Origin of the sequence: Kosakonia sp. H02 (genome assembly GCA_030704225.1) — a bacterium.
Taxonomy (GTDB): domain Bacteria; phylum Pseudomonadota; class Gammaproteobacteria; order Enterobacterales; family Enterobacteriaceae; genus Kosakonia.
The window spans coordinates 182,624-202,217 of record CP131915.1 but is presented as its reverse complement, the minus strand read 5'-3'; the positions used below and the strand labels follow the sequence as shown (position 1 = coordinate 202,217).

Sequence of the window (19,594 nt, the reverse complement as noted above, 5' to 3'; positions counted from 1 at the left end):
ATCTCATCAGGCTTTGCTGACATTCCACAGCCGCGCCGCTGCCGCCAGCCAGGCTTTATAGCCGCTAATCGCCTTGCGGTGCGCAACAATATCCAGCCCCGGATAGAAGATGATCAACGGAACATCTGCAATCATCTGCTGATGGAGTTTGTCGGTCAGAGCCTGGATTTGCGCCGGATCGTCGAGGGTGGCGAGCTTATCGGTCATCGCAATCGCCTGCGGATCTCCCCATACCTTGCGTTTCTGTTTGGTTTTGTCGCCGGTAATCTGCTCGAATGCCAGCGCAGGGTTGAAGCGCGCGGAATAGGTGAAGGTCATCATCTGATAGCGGCCGGACTGATAACGCTCCAGTTGCGTCGCCCACTCCATGGTGGTGACACGGGCGTTGATTCCCGCTCCTTGCAACATCGCCTGAATGATAATCGCCATGTCAAAGCTCGGTACCGTGGCGCGTTTATTGGCGATAATTTCCAGCGGTTGCCCCTTATAACCCGCCTCTTTCAGCAACTGCGCGGTGCGTGCCGGATCGTACTTGTACCCTTGCTTCTGCACATTGCTGTAAAACGCCGAGGCCACAGAAATATTAGAGTTTGATGCGTGAGCCATATTCTGGCTGGTGCCCAGCGCTATCTGTTCACTGTCCAGCGCAGAAGCTATCGCCTGGCGCAGCTTGACGTTTTTCAGCAGCGGATCGTCAGTCTGAATCAGCATGACGTGACGCTGGGCGTTCGGTGCCACTTCAAGAGCGATATTCGGGTCTTTTTTCAGATCGATCCCATCAATCGGACTGACCTGAGCCAGATCCACCGCCCCGGATTGCAGACCGGCTTTTACCGTCGCCGCATCCGGTACCGCCATAAAGCGCACTTCATCCACCAGCGCTTTTTTACCGCCGACAAACCCATCTGGTTTACCCGGCAAGGCGCTGTAATCCGCAAACCGTTTCAGAGAGACATATTCGCCATGTTTCCAGTCGCCGAACACGAAGGGGCCGGTGCCTATTGGCGAACCCCAGGTGCCATCTGACGCCACGGATTTCGGGCTGATAACGGCAGCGGCACCGCAGTCGGTACGCGCCAGCGTATCAAGGAACAGCGCCACCGGTTTGGCAAGCTTCATCACCACCGTGCTGTTATCCGGTGCGCTGACGTCGGTCACATGAATCAGGCCGCTGCCGTCGAATTCACGCAAACATCGCCACTGGGTTTTCGGGTCGTTCCAGTGTTTCCAGCTCCATACGACGTCCTGCGCCGTCATGGTGTCGCCATTGTGAAACTTCACGCCGTCGCGCAGATGAAAGGTATACGTTTTACCCTCGTCGCTGACATCCCATGATGAAGCCAGCATCGGTCCAACGGTGCCATCTTCACGATAACCGACCAGGCCTTCCACAACGTGCATCAGCACATCATCGGTGTTGCCGTCACGGTTAACGCCCGGCTGGCTGCTTCGGATATCCTGGTTCAGGGCGAAACGGATCACATTATTATCTGCCGCCTGCGCCATCAGTCCCGGCATAAGCAGGGCTACCGCAGTTAAAAACTTTTTCATACCAGCCTCTCAATTAGTCGAGCGTGTAACGTGTAAAGTTGCGGTTCAATGCCGGAAGCGGTGCTACGTCCATCACCCCATCAGCCGGTGTCATGACAATCATCGCTACGGTTGCGGATAAATCGCTGCTGAAGCCGGGACGCGGCGGGCGGCACACGGAATATGGCGTGCCGAAATCATCGAAAAAGGCGTTTTTCATCTCCTCTTCGCCGAGCTTTTCTTTACCTTTCAGCAACTCGCTGACGCGCCATGCCCGATACAACGAATCGGGCGAGGCATCAATTCCCTCTTCGCGCACTTTGCAACGCGCAGGCAGGCTCTCCCAGTGGTTGGCGTGTACCAGCAGGCCGTTTTGTGGGTACAGGGTGAAGCTCTCGTCCGGCGCGCATTCAAAGTCGATGGCAAAACCCGCTTTAGTACTGAGGATCATATTGTTGGAGCAGGATTTCGGCGTGGTGGCGACCACTTTCATCGCCAGCGCCATGTGCTGTTGTTCCAGCGCCTTACGTCGGATCAGCGACAAAGGAACGCCCTGCTGCTGGTAGTCGCGCTCGCAACGAAGATAATTGGCGGTGATGGCAATCCCCGCGCTGTTCATGCCGCTTCGTCCAAGCCCCCCCGCCTCAACAAAGGTCAGGACATCCGGCCCCTGCTCGCGTTTGATTTTTACCACCACGGAACTCTCTGCGCATTCGGCTCGCCAGTCCCAGTTCTGCCCGTGAATGAGTTTCCCGTGATGGCTGCGTTCCGGCAGGATCACCGCCCCCGTACACCCGTCTTTTATCGCGTCATCATGGGGGGTGGCATAGCGTTGCAGGTTTCGCGCCTGGGCTATCACTTCGGTCCGGGCGTTGATCATCACAATCGCTTCCAGCGGCACGCCTGACGCCGCGGCAATGCCCCGCATCTCGTCAAGATAATCTGCGTCAAAATCACGGATTATGGCGCTGAAGCTGTTGATGAGATCTTCGCGCTGCGCCTGTGTAATATGCAGGGCATTAAGCTGGTCCCCATAAATGGCGACGCTTGCGTGAATGCGCGCCTTTGCTTGTTCGCCGTACTGGCAGCCGCGCTCATAGGGCGTGCCGGAAATTTCAATTAATGGAAAAGGTTGCGTCACGTTGTCTGTTCCTCAGCGATTAGCCTGCAAAACCCGCAGGAAGAATTCTTTTACCTGATCCAGCACTTTCATCCCGTCGTGACCGACGTTAGGGACAATATCCTGAATGGCATCAACGCCGTGTTCCCGCAGGCTATTCAGCAACGCCGTGTTGCGCTCAATGCGGGTGACACCGGCATCGTTACAGCCGGGCATGTAGTAGCGACCGCCGGGCTTATGGGTGATTTCCCAGGTTTCCAGATCCACCTTCCCCACCACCAGTTGTACAGCCACCTCACGCAACGCGCTGTAATTTAAAGGCTTGCCGAAAATCTGCTCAAAATTCTGTATGCCAGGCCACCAGGCTTTACTGTCATCCAGCAGCGTAACGGACCCCGGCGCGCCAACTGAGACACCGAGCAGTTTTTCCGGGTGGATGTAGAGGAAGCGGTGAGCAAAATGTCCTCCGCCGGAGTAGCCAAACAGCAGAAAGCGGCCAAAGTCATATTCCAGCAAGGTGCTGACTTCCTCGATCATTGCCAGCAGCGCCTGGTCATAGCGAATATCCTGCTCGATGATGTATTTGAAGCCATGCGAATTGCCGTCGCCCAGCGGCCCAACCGGAAACAGCGGCGCCAGCACAACGCAGCGGTTGTAACGGGCAAACTCGGCGAAGGCGTCGCGATACTGCACCATTGAGCGACCGGTGCCGTGCATGGCGACTATCAGGCGGTAGCCGGTTTTGTCATCATCAAAACCCGGCGGAACATACAGGCAATACTGAAAACGTGGATCGTGCTGGCTGGAAAAGATGGTTGTGCTGCCCCGGTAGTAAAGCGCCAGACCCCGCACGGCAGCATCTTCTATATTTAGTTTTATATCAGTACCTTGCATAAATTATTCGCTCGCTCATTGGCTGTTTAAATTAGATTCAAACACAAAACCAAAATTGGCACCAATTTAAAAAACAATTTATTAACAAAAGATCTGGCTCGTGTCACAATTCGCCCCCGAGTCAGATAAAAAAACGATAACGGCAGGGTTTACGCTGGCGGAAAAAGAGTGAACCCGTCATTATCCATTGACTGGTCAACAGCATAAGAAGCCGGAAACAGCAGAAGGAACAGTAGATATGACGCACCGCAAAAGCGCACTGGTGCATGTCGCCAATCGCCTCGCGATGGACATCAATACCGGGGAATTTCAGCCCGGCGCGTGGCTGAAACAGGTGGAGCTGGCTGAACGTTATCAGTGTACTCGCAGCGATGTGCGTCGGGCGCTGGATCAGCTGGTTATTGAACGCTTAGTTCAGCATGTTCCCAACCGGGGCTACCACGTTTACACGCCTAATGAGCAACAACGTCGTAACATTTCCTCGATCCGGGCGATCCTGGAAAGCGCGTCGGCGGCGGACATCGTGGAACATATTCAACCGCAACAACTGGATAATTTGCGCCAGTGCGCCGAGTTATTTGACCATTACACCCAGTACGGCACGCTGTTACAGCAGTATGAGTCCAACCTGGCTTTTCACCGCGCGCTGCTCGCCCCTTGCTCCAATCAGGACATGATCGAACTCATTTTTGAATTACGCAGCCGGGTGCCCTCTGCGGCGCTGGGGCAATGGAATTCCCACGCCAGAATTGTCCAGTCGTCTGAAGAGCATTTCGCGATGGTTGCCGCCATTGAACACAAAGATGCCCCTGCGCTTGAGCAACTCCTGCGCCAGCATATCCTGCAAGAAGACAATCCGAGACGGCATGGATAAGGGATTTAAACGCGGCCAACAAGGGCGCAAAATAAGAATTTACATAGTCATGCTGCCCGCCTAAGTCCGATATGATGAAGACCCTATTTCACTGTGCTCACGCCGTTGAGCGATCGGACAAGGAAAGTAATGATGCACACAACACCAACGATGTCATTTTCAGATACCGGTAGCGGGTTTCCCGTTTTATTAGGACACAGCTATCTGTTTGATAAATCAATGTGGTCAACGCAGATTGAGGCCCTGGCTAAACAGTTTCGTGTAATAGCACCAGATTTATGGGGGCACGGTGAGTCGCCCGCCCTGCCCGCAGCAACGTCTTCGATGGCGGATCTCGCCGCCGATCATCTGGCGTTAATGGATTCCCTCAATATCGGGGAGTTTGCCGTGGTGGGTTTATCGGTCGGCGGCATGTGGGGAGCGGAGTTAGCGGCGCTGGCACCGCAACGCGTGAAATCGTTAATGTTGTTCGATACCTTCGTTGGCAACGAAACCGACGAAGCGCGCGAAAAATATTTCGCCATGCTGAATGCTATTGATGCGGCGGGCACGCTGCCTCCGCCACTGCTGGATTATGTCGTTTCGCAGTTTTATTCCCGGAATGCTAACCCCGCCGATGTGCAACACCTGAGAACATACCTCTCATCTCTCTCAGCGCAGCAATTACGCAGCAGTATCGTTCCGCTCGGAAAACTGATTTTTGGTCGTCCCGACAGAATGGCAATTCTTAATGCCATTACCTGCCCGGCACATGTCGCTACTGGCGAACTCGATTTACCGCGCCCGCCTGTTGAAGGACGGCTAATGGCAGAGAAATTAGGTTGTGAATTTACGTTAATTCCGCAGGCTGCGCATATCAGTAACCGCGAAAACCCGCGCGTTGTGACGCAATTGATTATTGATTTCCTCACGCAGCATCAATAATTCGCCTCGGGGTTGAACTGAGCACGCTTTTTCGTTTAAGGCGTGCTTTTTTTATTATTTGGCCGTAAGACAGCCACGCTTAAATGCAAAATAGCTACAGCTTAAACATTTAATGCTTTTATTCTTGCAGTGAACCGACCACTCTCATCTTTCCTGGCGAAAACAGCAGGCAGTCTTGAAGGCAAATCAGTCTGAAGTCAACCCTTTTTTCCTCCATAAAACAGTCACATAAAGCAAATACAGGGCAAACAAACAGCCAATAACGCTTTTTAAATAAAAATATTACGCATATACAACCGAATTTATATATAGATTTAAGCGATCAGTTTTGTGATAGCAATAGATAGAGACTATCAAAATGTTAGGATCGATCATTTAAAACAATTTTCAATTGTCAGTATCGCCTGTGTAAAATTAAGAAATTGTATATTGGAAAAGTCCTGTTCTTTTGAGTGGGGAGCTTAGTCAGGGAAATGAAATCAATAATAGTCGAAATTGCAGATAAAAAAATTCTTGTGACGGCAGAATTTAGACCCATCATAGATTTTACCGGGAAAAATATTCTCTGCTACCAGGTTGTTGCCCGTTTTTTTGAGGCCAATGATACTCCCGATTTGCCATACCCAATAACCGCGCACATTCAGGATCCCGTCCTGGTTAACCACATCGCCGATTTTATTTTTGATACGCTTTGCCAGTTGGCAAAAAAGAAAGAGACGCTTTGCTTCTCTTTTACTCTGCCGCAACAGCGATTGAACGACAGGGATTATCTCGCCACGCTCCATCATCAATGTGTGTCAAACGATGTGCGTCCAGAGCGCATTGAAATAGCTATCAGCAAACAGATCACTCGCCATCAGTTGCTGGCCAGCCTGCCCTTTTTGAACCAGGCCAAAGCGTACGGTTTTATGCTCTCGCTTGAGAATGCCAGCGACGGCGCAGAGCGGGCTTGCGACCCCGAATTACGCCCTCTGTTCCCTGCCATTCAGGGATATGCGCTGCATCGGTCATTGACCCTTTCGCAGTTGCAACTGCGGGAAGATATTAGCGAGTAATCAAAAGCCGAGCCGTTACTGCGCCTCTTTCTCGCGGGTGCAGAGGATGGCTTTCTTATCGGTGTGTTTACTGTCAGAAAAGAAAAACGCTTTTTTGCCTGTTTCAAGCTGCGTAATGATGTGAATGGCAACCCACCTGGTATCGGCGTTCTGATCCTGGCTATCGGTATACGTCAATGTGCGCCCCGAATATTGATCGGATATCTCATAGGGCGTTTCCTCCGGCTGCGCATAGTGGCGGCCATTCACAGTTAACCCGTTTGGCTCGACAACGGCGGTGTACTCATCACATGAAAGATTGATACCGGCCGCGCATGAATACGCGCAGAAGAATACAAAACAACTGCCTGCAATAAACCTGACCATAAATATCCCGTGTTCGTTTTCTGGAAAGTTTTTTTTGCAAAGAATAGAACAACGCCCCTGAAGCGGGGCGTTGAAAAAAATCAGCTATAGAGTGATGGTTCACCGAGCGGGCGGGTTTTGAAACGCCGGTGGATCCACAAATATTGTTCTGGAGCACGTAAAATTTCACGTTCAATCACCCGGTTCATATAGCTGGCAGCCGCGAACTCATCTTGCGCCGGGTAATCACTTAACGCTTGCCCAATATGCAATGAGTAGCCAGAGCGGCCCTCTTTACGCACCATCGTAACCGTCAACATTTTCGCCCCGGAGAGACGGGACAAAACGAACGTGCCGTTGGTGGTCGCTGCGTCTTTCACCGAAAAGAATGGCGCGAAACTGCTGCCTTTACGACCATAATCCTGATCCGGCGCAAACCAGACGGCTTCGCCCTGCTTCAGAGCATGCACCAGACCTTTCAGGTTGCGGCGATCGATCATTGATTTGTTCGAGCGCATACGACCGCGGGTTTGCACCCATTCCATCAACGGATTGTTATGCGGGCGATAGGTCGCCATCATTGGCTGGCACAGCCCCATTACGCGGCCGCCAAGCTCCAGCGACATAAAATGCACGCCGACAACCATGACGCCCTGCTGGCTTGCCTGGGCAGCTTGCAGGTTTTGGTAGCCTTCCACATCGAACCAGCGTCGTACGCGTTTGTCGGACCAAAACCACGCCATTCCGGTTTCGATCAGCCCCATGCCCAACGAGACGAAGTTTTTCGCAATCATTGCTTCGCGAACATCTTTGTTCATATAGGGGAAGCAGAGTTCGAGGTTACGTTGCGCAATGCGCTCGCGACGCTTGAGAAACCGCCGGGATTGCCGACCAAGGCCAGCGCCAAGGCGGGAAAGAAGAGGATACGGAAGTTGAACGAGGAGCCAAAGTAAACCTAAGCCGGCCCATGTCACCCAGTGTCGCGGGTGTAAAAACGCCAATTTAAATGATGTCATCAATGTTACCTAAAAGCCTTTAATCAGTAGCGCTTAAGGAGGCAATGAATCACTTCATCAGGTCATTATGCGTTACAGTCACTCGCTTACGTTACCTCGCAAGCGACACATCCCGTGCCGGGCAATATATCACGGAGGGGCAAAAAATTAACCCTCAGAATAATGAATAAAAAATGAAGTTTTTCGGCGCGTAGCACGCCGAAAAGTCTTAAACAACCGCAGTGGTAAGGCGGGAGGAGCAGCACAGGCGCGCCTGATCGTCGAAAATATCGATTTGCCACACCTGGTGCCGCCCGCCTGTATGTAACGCCCGACAGACGCCACGCACGCGCCCGCTGCGTACCGAGCGCACATGGTTGGCATTCACCTCCAGGCCGACCACTTTTTGCTCACCTTCCGTGCACAGATACCCGGCCACCGAACCCAGAGTTTCCGCCAGCACCACCGATGCACCACCGTGCAGTAAACCAAACGGCTGATGCGTACGATTGTCGACCGGCATTGAAGCTTCGAGCGTATCCTCGCTAATGCGCTCAAAACGTATATCCAGCAAACCGACCATATTGCCCTCTCCCATCGCGTTGAGGGCTTCCAGCGTCACCGCACGTTTCCAGATCATCCGACAATCTCCAGTAGCGCCTGCAAAGGATGACGTACACCGTTACCTTCAATGCGCTTCACCTGACTGCGACAGGAATACCCCGTCGCCAGGCAGCGATTACGCGGTAACCGTTGCATCGCCTGATGCCAGGAGAGCTCATAAATCCCCAGCGAATTAGCATGGTTCTTCACTTCATGACCATACGTACCGGCCATACCGCAACAGCCAACGCTGACATTTTCAAGGCGCGCGCCAAAATGGGCAAAGACCGACGCCCACTGCGTCGTCGCGCCCGGTAACGCGGTCACTTCCGTACAGTGGCCGAACAAATACCAGGGTTCACCGCTCACGTCCCGGCTTTCCACGCTTGCTAACGCCGCAGGCAGCCATTCATGCACCAGTTGCACATGGAAATCGCCGCGCTGCTCGCCCAGCGCAAGTTTGTACTCGTCGCGATAACAGAGCACCAGCGCAGGATCGACACCGACCATCGGCATCGCCAGTTGCGCCACGCGATTGAGGAAATCGGCGGTCTTTTGCGCCGTTTTGGCAAAGCGGTTCAGGAACCCTTTAATGTGCTGCGCCTTGCCGTTCGGCGAAAACGGCAACACGACCGGCTCGAACCCCAGCTTTTCGACGAGGCGGACAAAATCGGCAACGACCTGCGCATCGTAATAGCTGGTAAATGGATCCTGCACCACCAGCACAGTTTTCGCTTTCTGCGCGTCATTCAGCGCTTCCAGTTGCTCCAGCGTCATGTTCGCGGTGCGGTGGCCGACCATTTGCCGCTGTAACGACGGCACCGACAACAGAGGTAAATCCACCATGCCGATATGTTTCGCCGAAAGCGTGCGCACCCACGGCTGGCTCATAAAGAAATTGAATGTTTTCGGCGCGCGCGCCATCAACGGCGCATAGCTTTCGACCGTGGCGACAAGGTGATCGCGCACCGGGCGCAGATAGCGACCGTGGTAAATCTGCAAAAATCGCGAGCGAAATTCCGGGACATCAATCTTGATGGGGCACTGCGTGGAACAGGCTTTACAGGCCAGGCAACCGGACATCGCCTCTTTCACTTCGTGAGAGAAATCATACTCCCCACGACGGGCATGCCAGCTATTGCGAGTCCGTTCAATCAGCGTGCGCAGGCTGGCGCGTTTTTCCGGCAGCTCTTTTTCCAGCTTCAGCGGATCGATACCGCGATCGGCCAGCAGACGTAACCATTCGCGCACCAGCGTGGCACGCCCCTTCGGCGAATGAATGCGATTGGCGGTGATCTTCATCGATGGACACATCGGGCTTTTGACATCAAAGTTAAAGCACAGGCCGTTGCCGTTGCACTCCATCGCGCCGCGCCAGGATGAGCGCACGGCAATCGGAATTTGCCGGTCGAAGGTGCCGCGTTTCACATCATCCACCTGCATCATCGGCGCATCGACACCTTCTGGCGGGCAGATTTTACCGGGGTTCAGGCGGTTTTCCGGGTCGAAGGCCGCTTTGATTTTGCGCAGTTCGCCATACAGTTGCTCACCGAAGAAATCCGGGCTGTACTGTGCGCGGAATCCTTTGCCGTGCTCCCCCCACAACAAACCGCCGTATTTCGCCATCAGCGCCACCACGTCATCAGAGATAGACTTCATCAGCACTTCTTGCTGCGGATCGCACATATCCAGCGCCGGGCGCACGTGCAGCACACCAGCATCGACGTGACCAAACATGCCGTAGCTTAAGCCGTGGCTGTCGAGTAGCGCACGAAACTCCACAATGTAATCCGCCAGATGTTCCGGTGGTACGCAGGTATCTTCAGCGAAAGGAATCGGTTTGGCGGCGCCTTTAGCGTTTCCGAGCAGCCCCACCGCTTTTTTACGCATTGCGTAAATACGCTCAATGCCCGCCAGATCGTCGCACCGCTGCCTGCCGATAATCCCGCTTTCGCCATTAGCCATCAGCGTATCAAGGCGCTGGCACAGCGACTCAACTTGCGCATCAATGAGCGGCTCATCATCACCAGCAAATTCGACAATGTTCAGGCCGAGTAATGTCTTATCCTGAACATCGGTAATCAACTCTTTCACCGAGTGCCAGACAATATCTTCCCGCGCCAGGTTCAGCACTTTCGAATCGACGGTCTCCACCGATAACGCGCGGGCATCGACCATAAATGGCGCGTTACGTAATGCGGAGTCGAAAGAGTCATATTTGACGTTCACCAGACGGCGGACTTTAGGCAGCCGGGTGATATCCAGACGCGCTTCAGTAATAAAGGCCAGCGTTCCTTCTGAACCCGTCAGGATGCGGGTAAGATCGAATTCGGTCATCTCATCATTAAAGACATGACGTAAATCGTAGCCAGTGAGAAAGCGGTTAAGTTTAGGAAATTTATCCAGGATCAGCTGTCGGTTATCGCGACACCGCTCGAGCACAGTTTTATAAATTCGGCCCGTGGCGGTGCTGGCATTTCCCAACGTTTCCGCCAGCGCGACCGGCATTGCCTGAGTATCGAGAATATCGCCGCCGAGCAGTACCGCGCGCACGCCTAATACATGATCGGAGGTTTTGCCATACACCAGCGATCCCTGGCCGGAAGCATCGGTATTGATCATGCCGCCGAGCGTTGCGCGATTACTGGTGGAGAGTTCCGGCGCGAAAAAGAAGCCGTAAGGTTTCAGAAACTGGTTGAGCTGATCTTTAATCACGCCCGCTTCAACGCGCACCCAACCCTCTTCTGGGTTAATCTCTATGATGCGGTTCATATAGCGGGACATATCGACAATAATGCCCTGGTTTAGCGCCTGACCATTGGTGCCGGTACCGCCGCCGCGCGGGGTAAAGATCAGCGAACGGAAGCGCTCCTGCGCCGCAAGGCGGGTAATCAGGGCGACATCTGATGTGGAACGGGGGAAGACGACTGCGTCGGGTAATAGCTGGTAAATACTGTTGTCCGTCGCCATGGTTAGCCGGTCGGCGTAACTTGTGGCGGTATCACCTGTAAAACCTTGCTGCTCCAGTGCCTGCAAAAAATTCAGCACCAGTTGAACGACGCCTGGTGCCTGGGAAATCTGTGGGATCATTATGCTTGACCCTGCCTGACAGTTAATGTTGTGAAGTGTTAATCGTTTGCTTTAAGCCTTCAACGTTGTATCACATTTTTTTCTTATGCGCCCAGCAGAATTGCAGGCAGAATCTTTCTGGGCAAAATCGCTGAAATCATTAATCATTACTCCCGGTGTTGTCCTGCAACGTCACATTTTCAGCACTTATTAAAGGTGAATAATTCATATGGTTGATATACGTCAGTCCAGGGATGTGCCGCAATTGATGCTGTCGGTACTGTTTTTAGCAATCATGATTATTGCCTGTCTGTGGGTTGTGCAGCCTTTCATCCTCGGCTTTGCCTGGGCGGGCACGGTGGTGATCGCCACATGGCCACTTTTACTGCGTCTTCAGCGGGTGCTGTTTGGCCGTCGTTCGCTGGCGGTTCTGGCGATGATGCTGCTGCTGATCCTGCTGTTTATCATCCCGGTTGCCCTGTTGGTTAATAGCCTGGTTGACTCCAGCGGCCCGGTTATCCATGCCATTACTACCGGCGTTTCGTCTCCGCCTGATTTGGTATGGCTGAACAGCATTCCACTGGTCGGCGCAAAACTGTACGCGGGCTGGCATAGCCTGCTGGATATGGGCGGCAGCGCGATTATGGCGAAGCTGCGCCCCTATGTCGGCGCCACCACAACGTGGTTTGTCGGCCAGGCCGCACATATCGGGCGATTTATGCTGCACTGCGGCCTGATGCTGCTGTTCAGCGCCCTCCTGTACTGGCGCGGAGAGCAGGTGGCTAAAGGCATCCGTCATTTTGCGGCTCGCCTGGCGGCTGAGCGCGGTGATGCCGCGGTACTGCTGGCCGGACAAGCGATTCGCGCAGTCGCGCTGGGCGTTGTGGTCACCGCGCTGGTGCAAGCGATACTGGGCGGTATCGGGCTGGCGATTTCCGGTGTCCCTTACGCCACGCTGTTCACTGTGCTGATGTTAATGACCTGTCTGATACAGATTGGCCCGTTATTGGTGCTGGTGCCTGCCATCATCTGGCTTTACTGGAGCGGTGATTCCACATGGGGCACGGTATTGCTGGTATGGAGTTGCGTGGTAGCCACGCTGGATAACTTTATTCGCCCGGTGCTGATTCGTCTGGGGGCAGATTTGCCGCTGATCCTCATTCTCTCCGGCGTCATTGGCGGGCTGGTCGCATTCGGAATGATTGGGTTGTTTATCGGCCCGGTGTTACTGGCGGTCTCCTGGCGTCTTTTCTCCGCCTGGGTGAATGAAGTGCCGGAACCCTCGACGCCAACTGATAATGCCCTCAGCGAAGTACATGATTTAGACGATCCCGCCTGATTCCCGTAAGGCGGGGTAGCCCGCCTTAATAAATCATTAAGCGATACTTATCATTTCCACGGCATATTTCCGATTTTCTTGCATAATCTCCCGCAGAATGCGCAATCTGGCGCATATATTCTTTACGTCCCTTTAACTAATGAGACGAATCTGATCGACGCAAAATTCCAGCGTGCCTACTATAAGGACACGGTTATAAATCAACACCTTGATTTATAAGCATGGAAATCCCCTGAGTGAAACAACGAATTGCTGTGTGTAGTCTTTGCCCATCTCCCACGATGGGCTTTTTTTTATCCTTTTTTCGGGCGAAACAGCGCAACCCACCAGTGGTGATGGGCTGCTGAGTAAGTTAACGGTTTACTTCACAATGACTCATCATTCGCCACGCTGATGGCAACACGCGCGTCTCCCCGGAGACCTGCACCGTCACACGCCCACGAATATCCGCCGACGATGCGCCCACCTGCAACTCAAACTCCCCCGGCTCGACAATGCGTTGCCCGTCGCGTCGGGTGAAATTAAGCATATCGACCGGTAAGGTGAAGGTCAGCGCCGCCGTTTCACCGGGGTTTAACGCCACGCGCTGGAAAGCTTTTAACTCCTGCACCGGCCGCACCATCGACGCGACTTTATCGCGCACGTAGAGCTGCACCACTTCACTGCCGCTGCGCTCACCGGTATTTGTCACCTGCACACGCAACGCGATTTCGCCGTCAATCGCCACTTCCGGGGTCAGTAATTCAGGCGCAGCGTACGCGAACTGCGTCCAGCTTTTTCCGTAACCGAAGGGGTAGCGCGAACCAAAATGGAAGGCAAACGGCGTGCCGCCACTTTTCAGTTTGTGGTTGTAGTAATAGGGCATCGCCCCGGCGCTTTTCGGCACGCTGACCACCAGCCGCCCCTGCGGCTCCGCCCGCCCGGTGAGCACATCGGCAACCGCCCAGCCGCCCTCCTGACCTGGCGCCCACGCCATTAACCACGCGGCTACTTTCGTTTCCAGCCCTTGCAGGTTATAGGGGCGACCGCCGGTCATCACCACAATCACCGGCTTACCGGTTTCCACCAGCGCTTGCAGTAATTGTTGCTGAACCCCCGGCAGCGTCAGGCTATCGGTATCCGAGCCCTCACCCACCGTCCCGCTCTGAAACAAGCCGGCGAGATCGCCCACACAGGCAATAATGACCTCGCTTTGTTGCGCCACACGCACGGCTTCCGGGATCAAACTCAAATCGGTTGATACGGGCGATTGTTGCATCGGTTTACCCGAAGTATCACCCGGAAAGACCGGTGCGCCCGCCATGCGTTTTTCAATAATGTGGCAGCCTTTCGCATAGCGAACGTTGCCTTCACCCAGCGTCTGGCGTAACGCCGCCAGCGGCGTAGTGACCTGCGAGGTCTCTTCCAGCATATCGCTGATTATCAGATGTACCGGGAAGCTGTAGCCGCTCAGTAACGCCAGCGGATCGTCGGCGGTCGGGCCGATGACCGCCACGTTTGGTGTACCGCTTAAGGGCAGAATGCCGTTGTTTTCCAGCAGCGTCAGCGAACGGGTAGCGACGTCACGCGCCACTTGCCGCGTCTTCGCTGATTGCAGCGCAATGCCCTGCTCATCGCTATAGGGTTGTTCAAACAGGCCGAGGTGGAATTTTACCGCCAGCACGCGGGCCACAATTTCGTCCACTTTCTGCATCGAAATCAACCCGCGCTCCACGGCCTGCGCCAGATGGCGCGCGCAATCATCTTTTGGTAGTTCCACATCCAGCCCGGCGTTAAAGGCCAGCGCCGCAGATTCAGCGGCATCGTGCGTCACGCCGTGATGTTGGTGCAGCAAACTGACGCCGCCGTAATCGGCAACAATGAGACCGTCAAAGCCCCACTGCTCACGCAACACGGTGGTGAGCAGAAAATGATCGCTATGGCCCGGCTGATTATCGATATCGTGATAAGCCGGCATCACCGAACCGGCGTTGGCGAGTTTTACCGCCATCTCAAACGGCAACAGGAAGGTATCGTTTAATTCGCAAAAACCGAGGTGGACCGGCGCATGATTACGCGCGCCCTCGCTAAAGGAGTGGCCGACATAGTGCTTGAGCGTTGCCAGCATATCGCGCTTCTCGCCCTGGAGGCCCTCAACATAGGCGCAGGCCATTACCCCGACCAGCCACGGATCTTCGCCAAATGTCTCTTCAGTTCGCCCCCAGCGCACATCGCGTGAGACATCCAGCACCGGAGCCAGGCCTTGTTTACACCCGGTGGAACGCGCTTCCTCGCCAATCTGCTGCGCTGCGCGTTTAACGAGCGCCGGATCCCAGGTGGAACCGTAATTCAGGGAAGAGGGAAACAGGGTGGCATCTTTGCACAGTAAGCCGACCAGGCACTCTTCATGGAACAGCGCCGGGATGCCGAGGCGCGTCTCTTCCATCAGCGTTTTTTGCAGCCGGTTGGCGGCGCGCACGCCGCTTTTCGCATCAACAATATGCGTTCCCAGCGGGCGGGTTATTTGCCCTATGCCCCGTTTAAGCCGCTCAGCCAGCGCGTCTTGCGCACTCACACCGGCAAACTCATCACTGAGATCGGTTCGTTCGCGGTGATCGCCCTCTTGCGAGAGCACCAGCCACAGGGCGTGCATCTGGGCGAATTTCTCTTCCGGCGTCATACGGGCAAGAAGATCCGCCACACGCTCGGCAACGGGGCGGTTTGCGTCTTTATAGATTGTGGTCATCGGGTAACTCCTGGGTTACTGATATCCGGGGAAGCCTCTGGCACGGTGGCGCTGTGGTTGTCACCACGTTTACGCAACAACGCTTGAGCGATGTTGTCGGCAACGCTGCTGTTCAGTTTGTAGCGGGTTAACAGCAGCACCATGCAGATAAATAGCAGGCACGGGATCAGGGTGAACAGCGCGTTGATGGTGTTCAGTACAGTGGCAGTTTGTTGAGCCTGGTTGGGAATGTAATCGACGGCGCCGAGGATCCACCCCACCACTGCGCCACCCAGCGCAAGGCCAAATTTGATGGCGAATAACGCCGTGGAAAAGACCAGGCCATCCAGGCGTCGCCCGCTGCGATGCTCTTCGTAATCCACCACATCGGAGAACATGGTCCACTGTAGCGGCGTGGTCAGGTTTTGAATAAAACTGAACACAATATTAAGGGCAAAAATAAGCCACACCTGAGTCGGCGGGATGATAAAAATCAGCGCCGCAAAGATCACGAAAGTAATAATTGTCCACTGATAAGCGCGAACGCGATCGAATTTCCCCAATAAGCGTGCCGATAATAATGCGCCTGTCAGCGCGGCAATCATTCCCGAAACAATAAAGGTAAACACCATCTCCGGGCGTTGTAATACATATTTGACGTAATACATGGTTGCCGACCCGCGCGTTACCACGGCGGTTAACAGCAAAATATTAAACAGGAAAACAATGCGCCACTGGCTGTTTGCCGCCAGCAGTTTGAGATCGCTGAATATCGACCCGGAGGTATCATTACGCGGCGTAAAACGCTCGCGGGTCATAAAGAAGCAGCCGAAGAAAAGAAGAATACCGAGTACGCCCATCATGCTCATGGCGTAGAAATAGCCTTTTTGCACGTTGCCATCACCAAGGTGAGCCACCAGCGGCAGCGCAATCACCGTAACAATCAATCCACCAATAAATGACAGGCCAAAGCGCCAGGATTGCAGCGAATGCCGCTCGTGAGGATCCATCGTCAGCGCGCCCGGCATGGCGCAGTACGGGACGTTAATAGCGGAATAGATAAAACTGAGAATGGCATAAGTGACGCAGGCATAAATAATTTTGCCCGTCGCGCCGACGTCCGGCACATAGAAGGTGATAACGCAACTGACGCCAAACGGAATGGCAAACCATAATAGCCACGGGCGAAAACGGCCATGCCGGGTTTGTGTGCGATCCACCAGCGCACCGATACAGGGATCAACAAACGCATCGATAATACGAACCACTAAAAACATGGTCCCCATGATCGCAGCGGGTAAGCCAAACACATCGGTATAAAAATAAGCGAGAAATAGCGTTGCCGTTTGCCAGACCAGTGCACTCGCCATATCTCCGAGGCCATAGCCTATTTTGTCTTGAGTACGCAGGACAGAGGAAATTGTCATTTTTATTAGCCTTGTGAGGTGAAAACGTATTTCAACCTGGTGCGAAGATTCTTATCGCACCGCTCACTACAGGCTCAAGTATTGGAAGAAGGTGTGGGGGTAACAATTGCAATAATTACCAGGCTTTTTACGATTTTTAGTTATTGTGATCGGCCACGTAAAAGCGGGTGTAATAAAAAAATCCCCGACATTATGCCGGGGATTTCACATTAGCGATTATTTTTTCAGTTCGGCAAGACTCAGCCAGGTCTGCACCACGGTGTCCGGGTTCAGAGAGAGGCTATCGATTCCCTCCTCCATCAACCACGCGGCAAAATCCTCGTGATCCGACGGCCCCTGCCCACAAATACCGACGTATTTACCCTGTTTTTTCGCCGCGCGGATAGCCATGGACAGCAGCGCTTTCACCGCGTCGTTACGCTCGTCGAACAGTTCTGACACCACGCCGGAGTCGCGGTCGAGACCGAGCGCCAGTTGCGTCATATCGTTAGAGCCGATGGAGAAACCATCAAAATGTTCGAGGAACTGCTCCGCCAGCAGCGCGTTCGACGGAATCTCACACATCATGATGATTTTCAGCCCGTTTTCGCCGCGCTTCAGGCCCTGACGCGCCAGCTCGTCCACCACCGCTTTCGCCTGCTCAACGGTACGCACAAACGGGATCATGATCTCCACGTTGGTCAGCCCCATCTCGTTACGCACGCGTTTTACCGCTTCACATTCAAGGGCGAAGCAATCGCGGAAGCTGTCTGCCACATAGCGACCTGCACCGCGGAAACCGAGCATCGGGTTCTCTTCTTCCGGTTCATAGCGCTCGCCGCCGACCAGATTCGCGTACTCGTTCGATTTGAAATCTGACAAACGCACAATCACGCGTTTTGGCCAGAACGCCGCGCCCAGCGTTGAAATCCCTTCTGTCAGGCGGCCAACGTAAAACTCAACCGGCGAGTCAAAGCCTTTCATCATCTCGCGGATTTCGTTTTGCAGTTTCGGCTCCTGGTCATCAAACTCCAGCAGCGCGCGCGGGTGCACGCCGATCATGCGGTTGATGATAAATTCCAGGCGCGCCAGACCTACGCCTTCATTCGGCAAGCAGGCAAAGTCAAACGCGCGATCGGGGTTACCCACGTTCATCATAATTTTCAGCGGCAGATCCGGCATGGTATCGACGCTGGAGCTTTTCACGCTGAAATCCAGCAGGTCGGCATAGACATAACCAGTATCCCCTTCGGCGCAGGAGACCGTGACTTTCTCGCCGGTTTTAATGCGATCGGTGGCGTCGCCACAACCGACTACCGCCGGAATGCCGAGTTCACGGGCGATAATCGCCGCATGGCAGGTACGCCCGCCACGGTTGGTGACAATCGCTGCGGCTTTTTTCATGATCGGTTCCCAGTCCGGGTCGGTCATGTCGGTGACCAGCACATCGCCCGGCTGGATAAGGTTCATTTCGCTGATATCGTGGATAACTTTTACCGTACCCGCGCCGATACGATGACCGATGGCGCGACCTTCGGAGATGATTTTGCCCTGCGCATGCAGCGTGTAGCGTTCCATCACCTGGCCGCGCGAACGCACGGTTTCCGGGCGCGCCTGCACAATGAACAGTTTGCCGGTATGGCCATCTTTCGCCCATTCGATATCCATCGGACGACCATAATGTTTTTCAATCTGTACGGCCTGTTTTGCCAGCGCCTGCACTTCATCATCGGTCAGGGAGAAGCGGTCGCGATCGTCCTGCGGCACATCTTCAATTTGCACCTGCTTGCCATGTTCCTGGGTCGGTGCATAGACCATGCGGATTTTTTTCGAGCCCATTGTGCGGCGCACGATGGCCGGACGATCGGCGGCCAGCGTCGGTTTATGGACATAAAACTCGTCCGGGTTCACCGCGCCCTGCACCACCATTTCGCCCAGGCCCCAGGCGGAAGTAATAAACACCACCTGATCAAAACCGGATTCAGTATCGATAGAGAACATCACGCCGGACGAAGCGATATCTGAGCGCACCATACGCTGCACGCCCGCAGAGAGCGCTACGCCACGGTGGTCATAGCCCTGATGTACGCGATAGGAGATAGCGCGGTCGTTGAAGAGAGAAGCAAAGACATGTTTTATCGCCACCAGAACGGCGTCGTAGCCCTGCACATTGAGAAAGGTTTCCTGCTGCCCGGCAAAGGAGGCATCCGGCATATCTTCTGCCGTCGCTGATGAGCGCACGGCAAACGAGGCCTGCGCGTCATCTTCTGACAATTTTGCATAGGCTTCATGAACAGCTTTTTCCAGTTCCGGCTGGAAAGGCGTATCCACAATCCACTGGCGGATCTGCGTCCCGGCTTTTGCCAGTTCGGAAACGTCGTCGATGTCGGTATTATCCAGTAATGCGTAAATGCGCTGGTTTAATCCGCTTTGTTCGAGGAATTGATTAAACGCGTCGGCGGTGGTCGCAAATCCGTTTGGCACGGAGACCCCCATGCCGGACAGATTAGTAATCATTTCACCCAGGGAGGCATTTTTGCCCCCAACTCTGTCTACATCATTCATGCCGAGTTGGTCATACCAAAGCACCAGCGGAGACGAGCCATTGTTGGACATCGAGACAATCCTTTTGTGATATATGAATGGGTATAAAACGTCTGACTGCGTTTTTATCCTGGCATAATTAATTCCGTTGAAAAAACGGTGAATCGTGTAAGCAATTAGGTTTTCTGGTTT

14 protein-coding genes and 1 other RNA gene are annotated in these 19,594 nt (G+C 54.1%); 5 read left to right on the top strand and 10 right to left on the bottom strand.

What is annotated here, in order from left to right; all coding sequences use genetic code 11:
- Positions 1-6: 6 nt before the first annotated feature.
- Genes Q5705_01005 through Q5705_00995 form a run of 3 tightly spaced genes read right to left on the bottom strand, consistent with a single transcriptional unit; the run spans position 7 to position 3,544 of the window.
- Positions 7-1,551, bottom strand: a complete 1,545-nt coding sequence (locus Q5705_01005) for an ABC transporter substrate-binding protein (GenBank protein WLI77173.1) — start codon at positions 1,549-1,551, stop codon at positions 7-9.
- 13 nt (positions 1,552-1,564) lie between these two features.
- Positions 1,565-2,671 (bottom strand): C45 family peptidase, encoded by a 1,107-nt coding sequence (locus Q5705_01000; GenBank protein ID WLI77172.1) that lies wholly within the window; start codon positions 2,669-2,671, stop codon positions 1,565-1,567.
- Between the two features lie 12 nt (positions 2,672-2,683).
- Complete coding sequence (locus tag Q5705_00995; protein WLI77171.1) at positions 2,684-3,544, bottom strand: alpha/beta hydrolase; 861 nt, start codon at positions 3,542-3,544, stop codon at positions 2,684-2,686.
- 238 nt (positions 3,545-3,782) lie between these two features.
- Here Q5705_00995 and Q5705_00990 point away from each other — a divergent pair, with 238 nt between their 5' ends.
- From Q5705_00990 to Q5705_00980, 3 genes are all read left to right on the top strand, one after another.
- Complete coding sequence (locus tag Q5705_00990; GenBank protein ID WLI77170.1) at positions 3,783-4,418, top strand: GntR family transcriptional regulator; 636 nt, start codon at positions 3,783-3,785, stop codon at positions 4,416-4,418.
- 132 nt (positions 4,419-4,550) lie between these two features.
- Complete coding sequence (locus Q5705_00985) at positions 4,551-5,342, top strand: alpha/beta fold hydrolase (protein WLI78937.1); 792 nt, start codon at positions 4,551-4,553, stop codon at positions 5,340-5,342.
- 452 nt (positions 5,343-5,794) lie between these two features.
- Complete coding sequence (locus tag Q5705_00980) at positions 5,795-6,397, top strand: EAL domain-containing protein (GenBank protein ID WLI77169.1); 603 nt, start codon at positions 5,795-5,797, stop codon at positions 6,395-6,397.
- 15 nt (positions 6,398-6,412) lie between these two features.
- On the opposite strand, the gene Q5705_00975 is transcribed toward Q5705_00980, so the two are convergent.
- The 4 genes from Q5705_00975 to Q5705_00960 form a co-directional block, all read right to left on the bottom strand.
- A complete protein-coding gene (locus Q5705_00975) occupies positions 6,413-6,763 on the bottom strand; it encodes a hypothetical protein (protein ID WLI77168.1) in 351 nt (116 codons plus the stop codon).
- Positions 6,764-6,843: 80 nt separating this feature from the next.
- Complete coding sequence (lpxP, locus tag Q5705_00970; GenBank protein WLI77167.1) at positions 6,844-7,758, bottom strand: kdo(2)-lipid IV(A) palmitoleoyltransferase; 915 nt, start codon at positions 7,756-7,758, stop codon at positions 6,844-6,846.
- A 208-nt stretch (positions 7,759-7,966) separates the two neighbouring features.
- Complete coding sequence (gene menI / locus Q5705_00965) at positions 7,967-8,377, bottom strand: 1,4-dihydroxy-2-naphthoyl-CoA hydrolase (GenBank protein ID WLI77166.1); 411 nt, start codon at positions 8,375-8,377, stop codon at positions 7,967-7,969.
- Positions 8,374-11,430: an FAD-binding and (Fe-S)-binding domain-containing protein gene (locus Q5705_00960; GenBank protein ID WLI77165.1), complete on the bottom strand. Its 3,057-nt coding sequence runs from the start codon at positions 11,428-11,430 to the stop codon at positions 8,374-8,376. Before Q5705_00960 ends, menI begins: the two co-directional genes overlap by 4 nt.
- A 208-nt stretch (positions 11,431-11,638) precedes the next feature.
- Between Q5705_00960 and ydiK the strand changes: the two genes are divergently transcribed.
- Both ydiK and rprA read left to right on the top strand, forming a co-directional pair.
- Complete coding sequence (ydiK, locus tag Q5705_00955) at positions 11,639-12,748, top strand: AI-2E family transporter YdiK (GenBank protein ID WLI77164.1); 1,110 nt, start codon at positions 11,639-11,641, stop codon at positions 12,746-12,748.
- A 189-nt stretch (positions 12,749-12,937) separates the two neighbouring features.
- Positions 12,938-13,045, top strand: an RNA gene (gene rprA / locus Q5705_00950) — antisense sRNA RprA.
- A gap of 55 nt (positions 13,046-13,100) precedes the next feature.
- On the opposite strand, the gene Q5705_00945 is transcribed toward rprA, so the two are convergent.
- The 3 genes from Q5705_00945 to ppsA all read right to left on the bottom strand — a co-directional run bounded on the left by Q5705_00945 (position 13,101) and on the right by ppsA (position 19,474).
- A complete protein-coding gene (locus Q5705_00945; GenBank protein ID WLI77163.1) occupies positions 13,101-15,473 on the bottom strand; it encodes a glycoside hydrolase family 3 N-terminal domain-containing protein in 2,373 nt (790 codons plus the stop codon).
- A complete protein-coding gene (locus Q5705_00940; GenBank protein WLI77162.1) occupies positions 15,470-16,879 on the bottom strand; it encodes an MFS transporter in 1,410 nt (469 codons plus the stop codon). The genes Q5705_00945 and Q5705_00940 overlap by 4 nt, the downstream gene beginning before the upstream one ends.
- Positions 16,880-17,095: 216 nt before the next feature.
- Entirely contained in the window at positions 17,096-19,474 is a 2,379-nt protein-coding gene (ppsA, locus tag Q5705_00935) for a phosphoenolpyruvate synthase (GenBank protein ID WLI77161.1), read from the bottom strand.
- Positions 19,475-19,594 lie beyond the last annotated feature (120 nt).

Excerpts from the sequence above, each read along its gene's own strand:
- ppsA (WLI77161.1), bottom strand. The coding sequence starts at position 19,474 with ATGTCCAACAATGGCTCGTCTCCGCTGGTGCTTTGGTATGACCAACTC.
- ydiK (WLI77164.1), top strand. The coding sequence starts at position 11,639 with ATGGTTGATATACGTCAGTCCAGGGATGTGCCGCAATTGATGCTGTCG.
- menI (WLI77166.1), bottom strand. The coding sequence starts at position 8,377 with ATGATCTGGAAACGTGCGGTGACGCTGGAAGCCCTCAACGCGATGGGA.
- Q5705_00990 (WLI77170.1), top strand. The coding sequence starts at position 3,783 with ATGACGCACCGCAAAAGCGCACTGGTGCATGTCGCCAATCGCCTCGCG.
- Q5705_00995 (WLI77171.1), bottom strand. The coding sequence starts at position 3,544 with ATGCAAGGTACTGATATAAAACTAAATATAGAAGATGCTGCCGTGCGG.
- lpxP (WLI77167.1), bottom strand. The coding sequence starts at position 7,758 with ATGACATCATTTAAATTGGCGTTTTTACACCCGCGACACTGGGTGACA.
- Q5705_00985 (WLI78937.1), top strand. The coding sequence starts at position 4,551 with ATGCACACAACACCAACGATGTCATTTTCAGATACCGGTAGCGGGTTT.
- Q5705_00960 (WLI77165.1), bottom strand. The coding sequence starts at position 11,430 with ATGATCCCACAGATTTCCCAGGCACCAGGCGTCGTTCAACTGGTGCTG.
- Q5705_00945 (WLI77163.1), bottom strand. The coding sequence starts at position 15,473 with ATGACCACAATCTATAAAGACGCAAACCGCCCCGTTGCCGAGCGTGTG.
- Q5705_00940 (WLI77162.1), bottom strand. The coding sequence starts at position 16,879 with ATGACAATTTCCTCTGTCCTGCGTACTCAAGACAAAATAGGCTATGGC.
- Q5705_00975 (WLI77168.1), bottom strand. The coding sequence starts at position 6,763 with ATGGTCAGGTTTATTGCAGGCAGTTGTTTTGTATTCTTCTGCGCGTAT.
- Q5705_01005 (WLI77173.1), bottom strand. The coding sequence starts at position 1,551 with ATGAAAAAGTTTTTAACTGCGGTAGCCCTGCTTATGCCGGGACTGATG.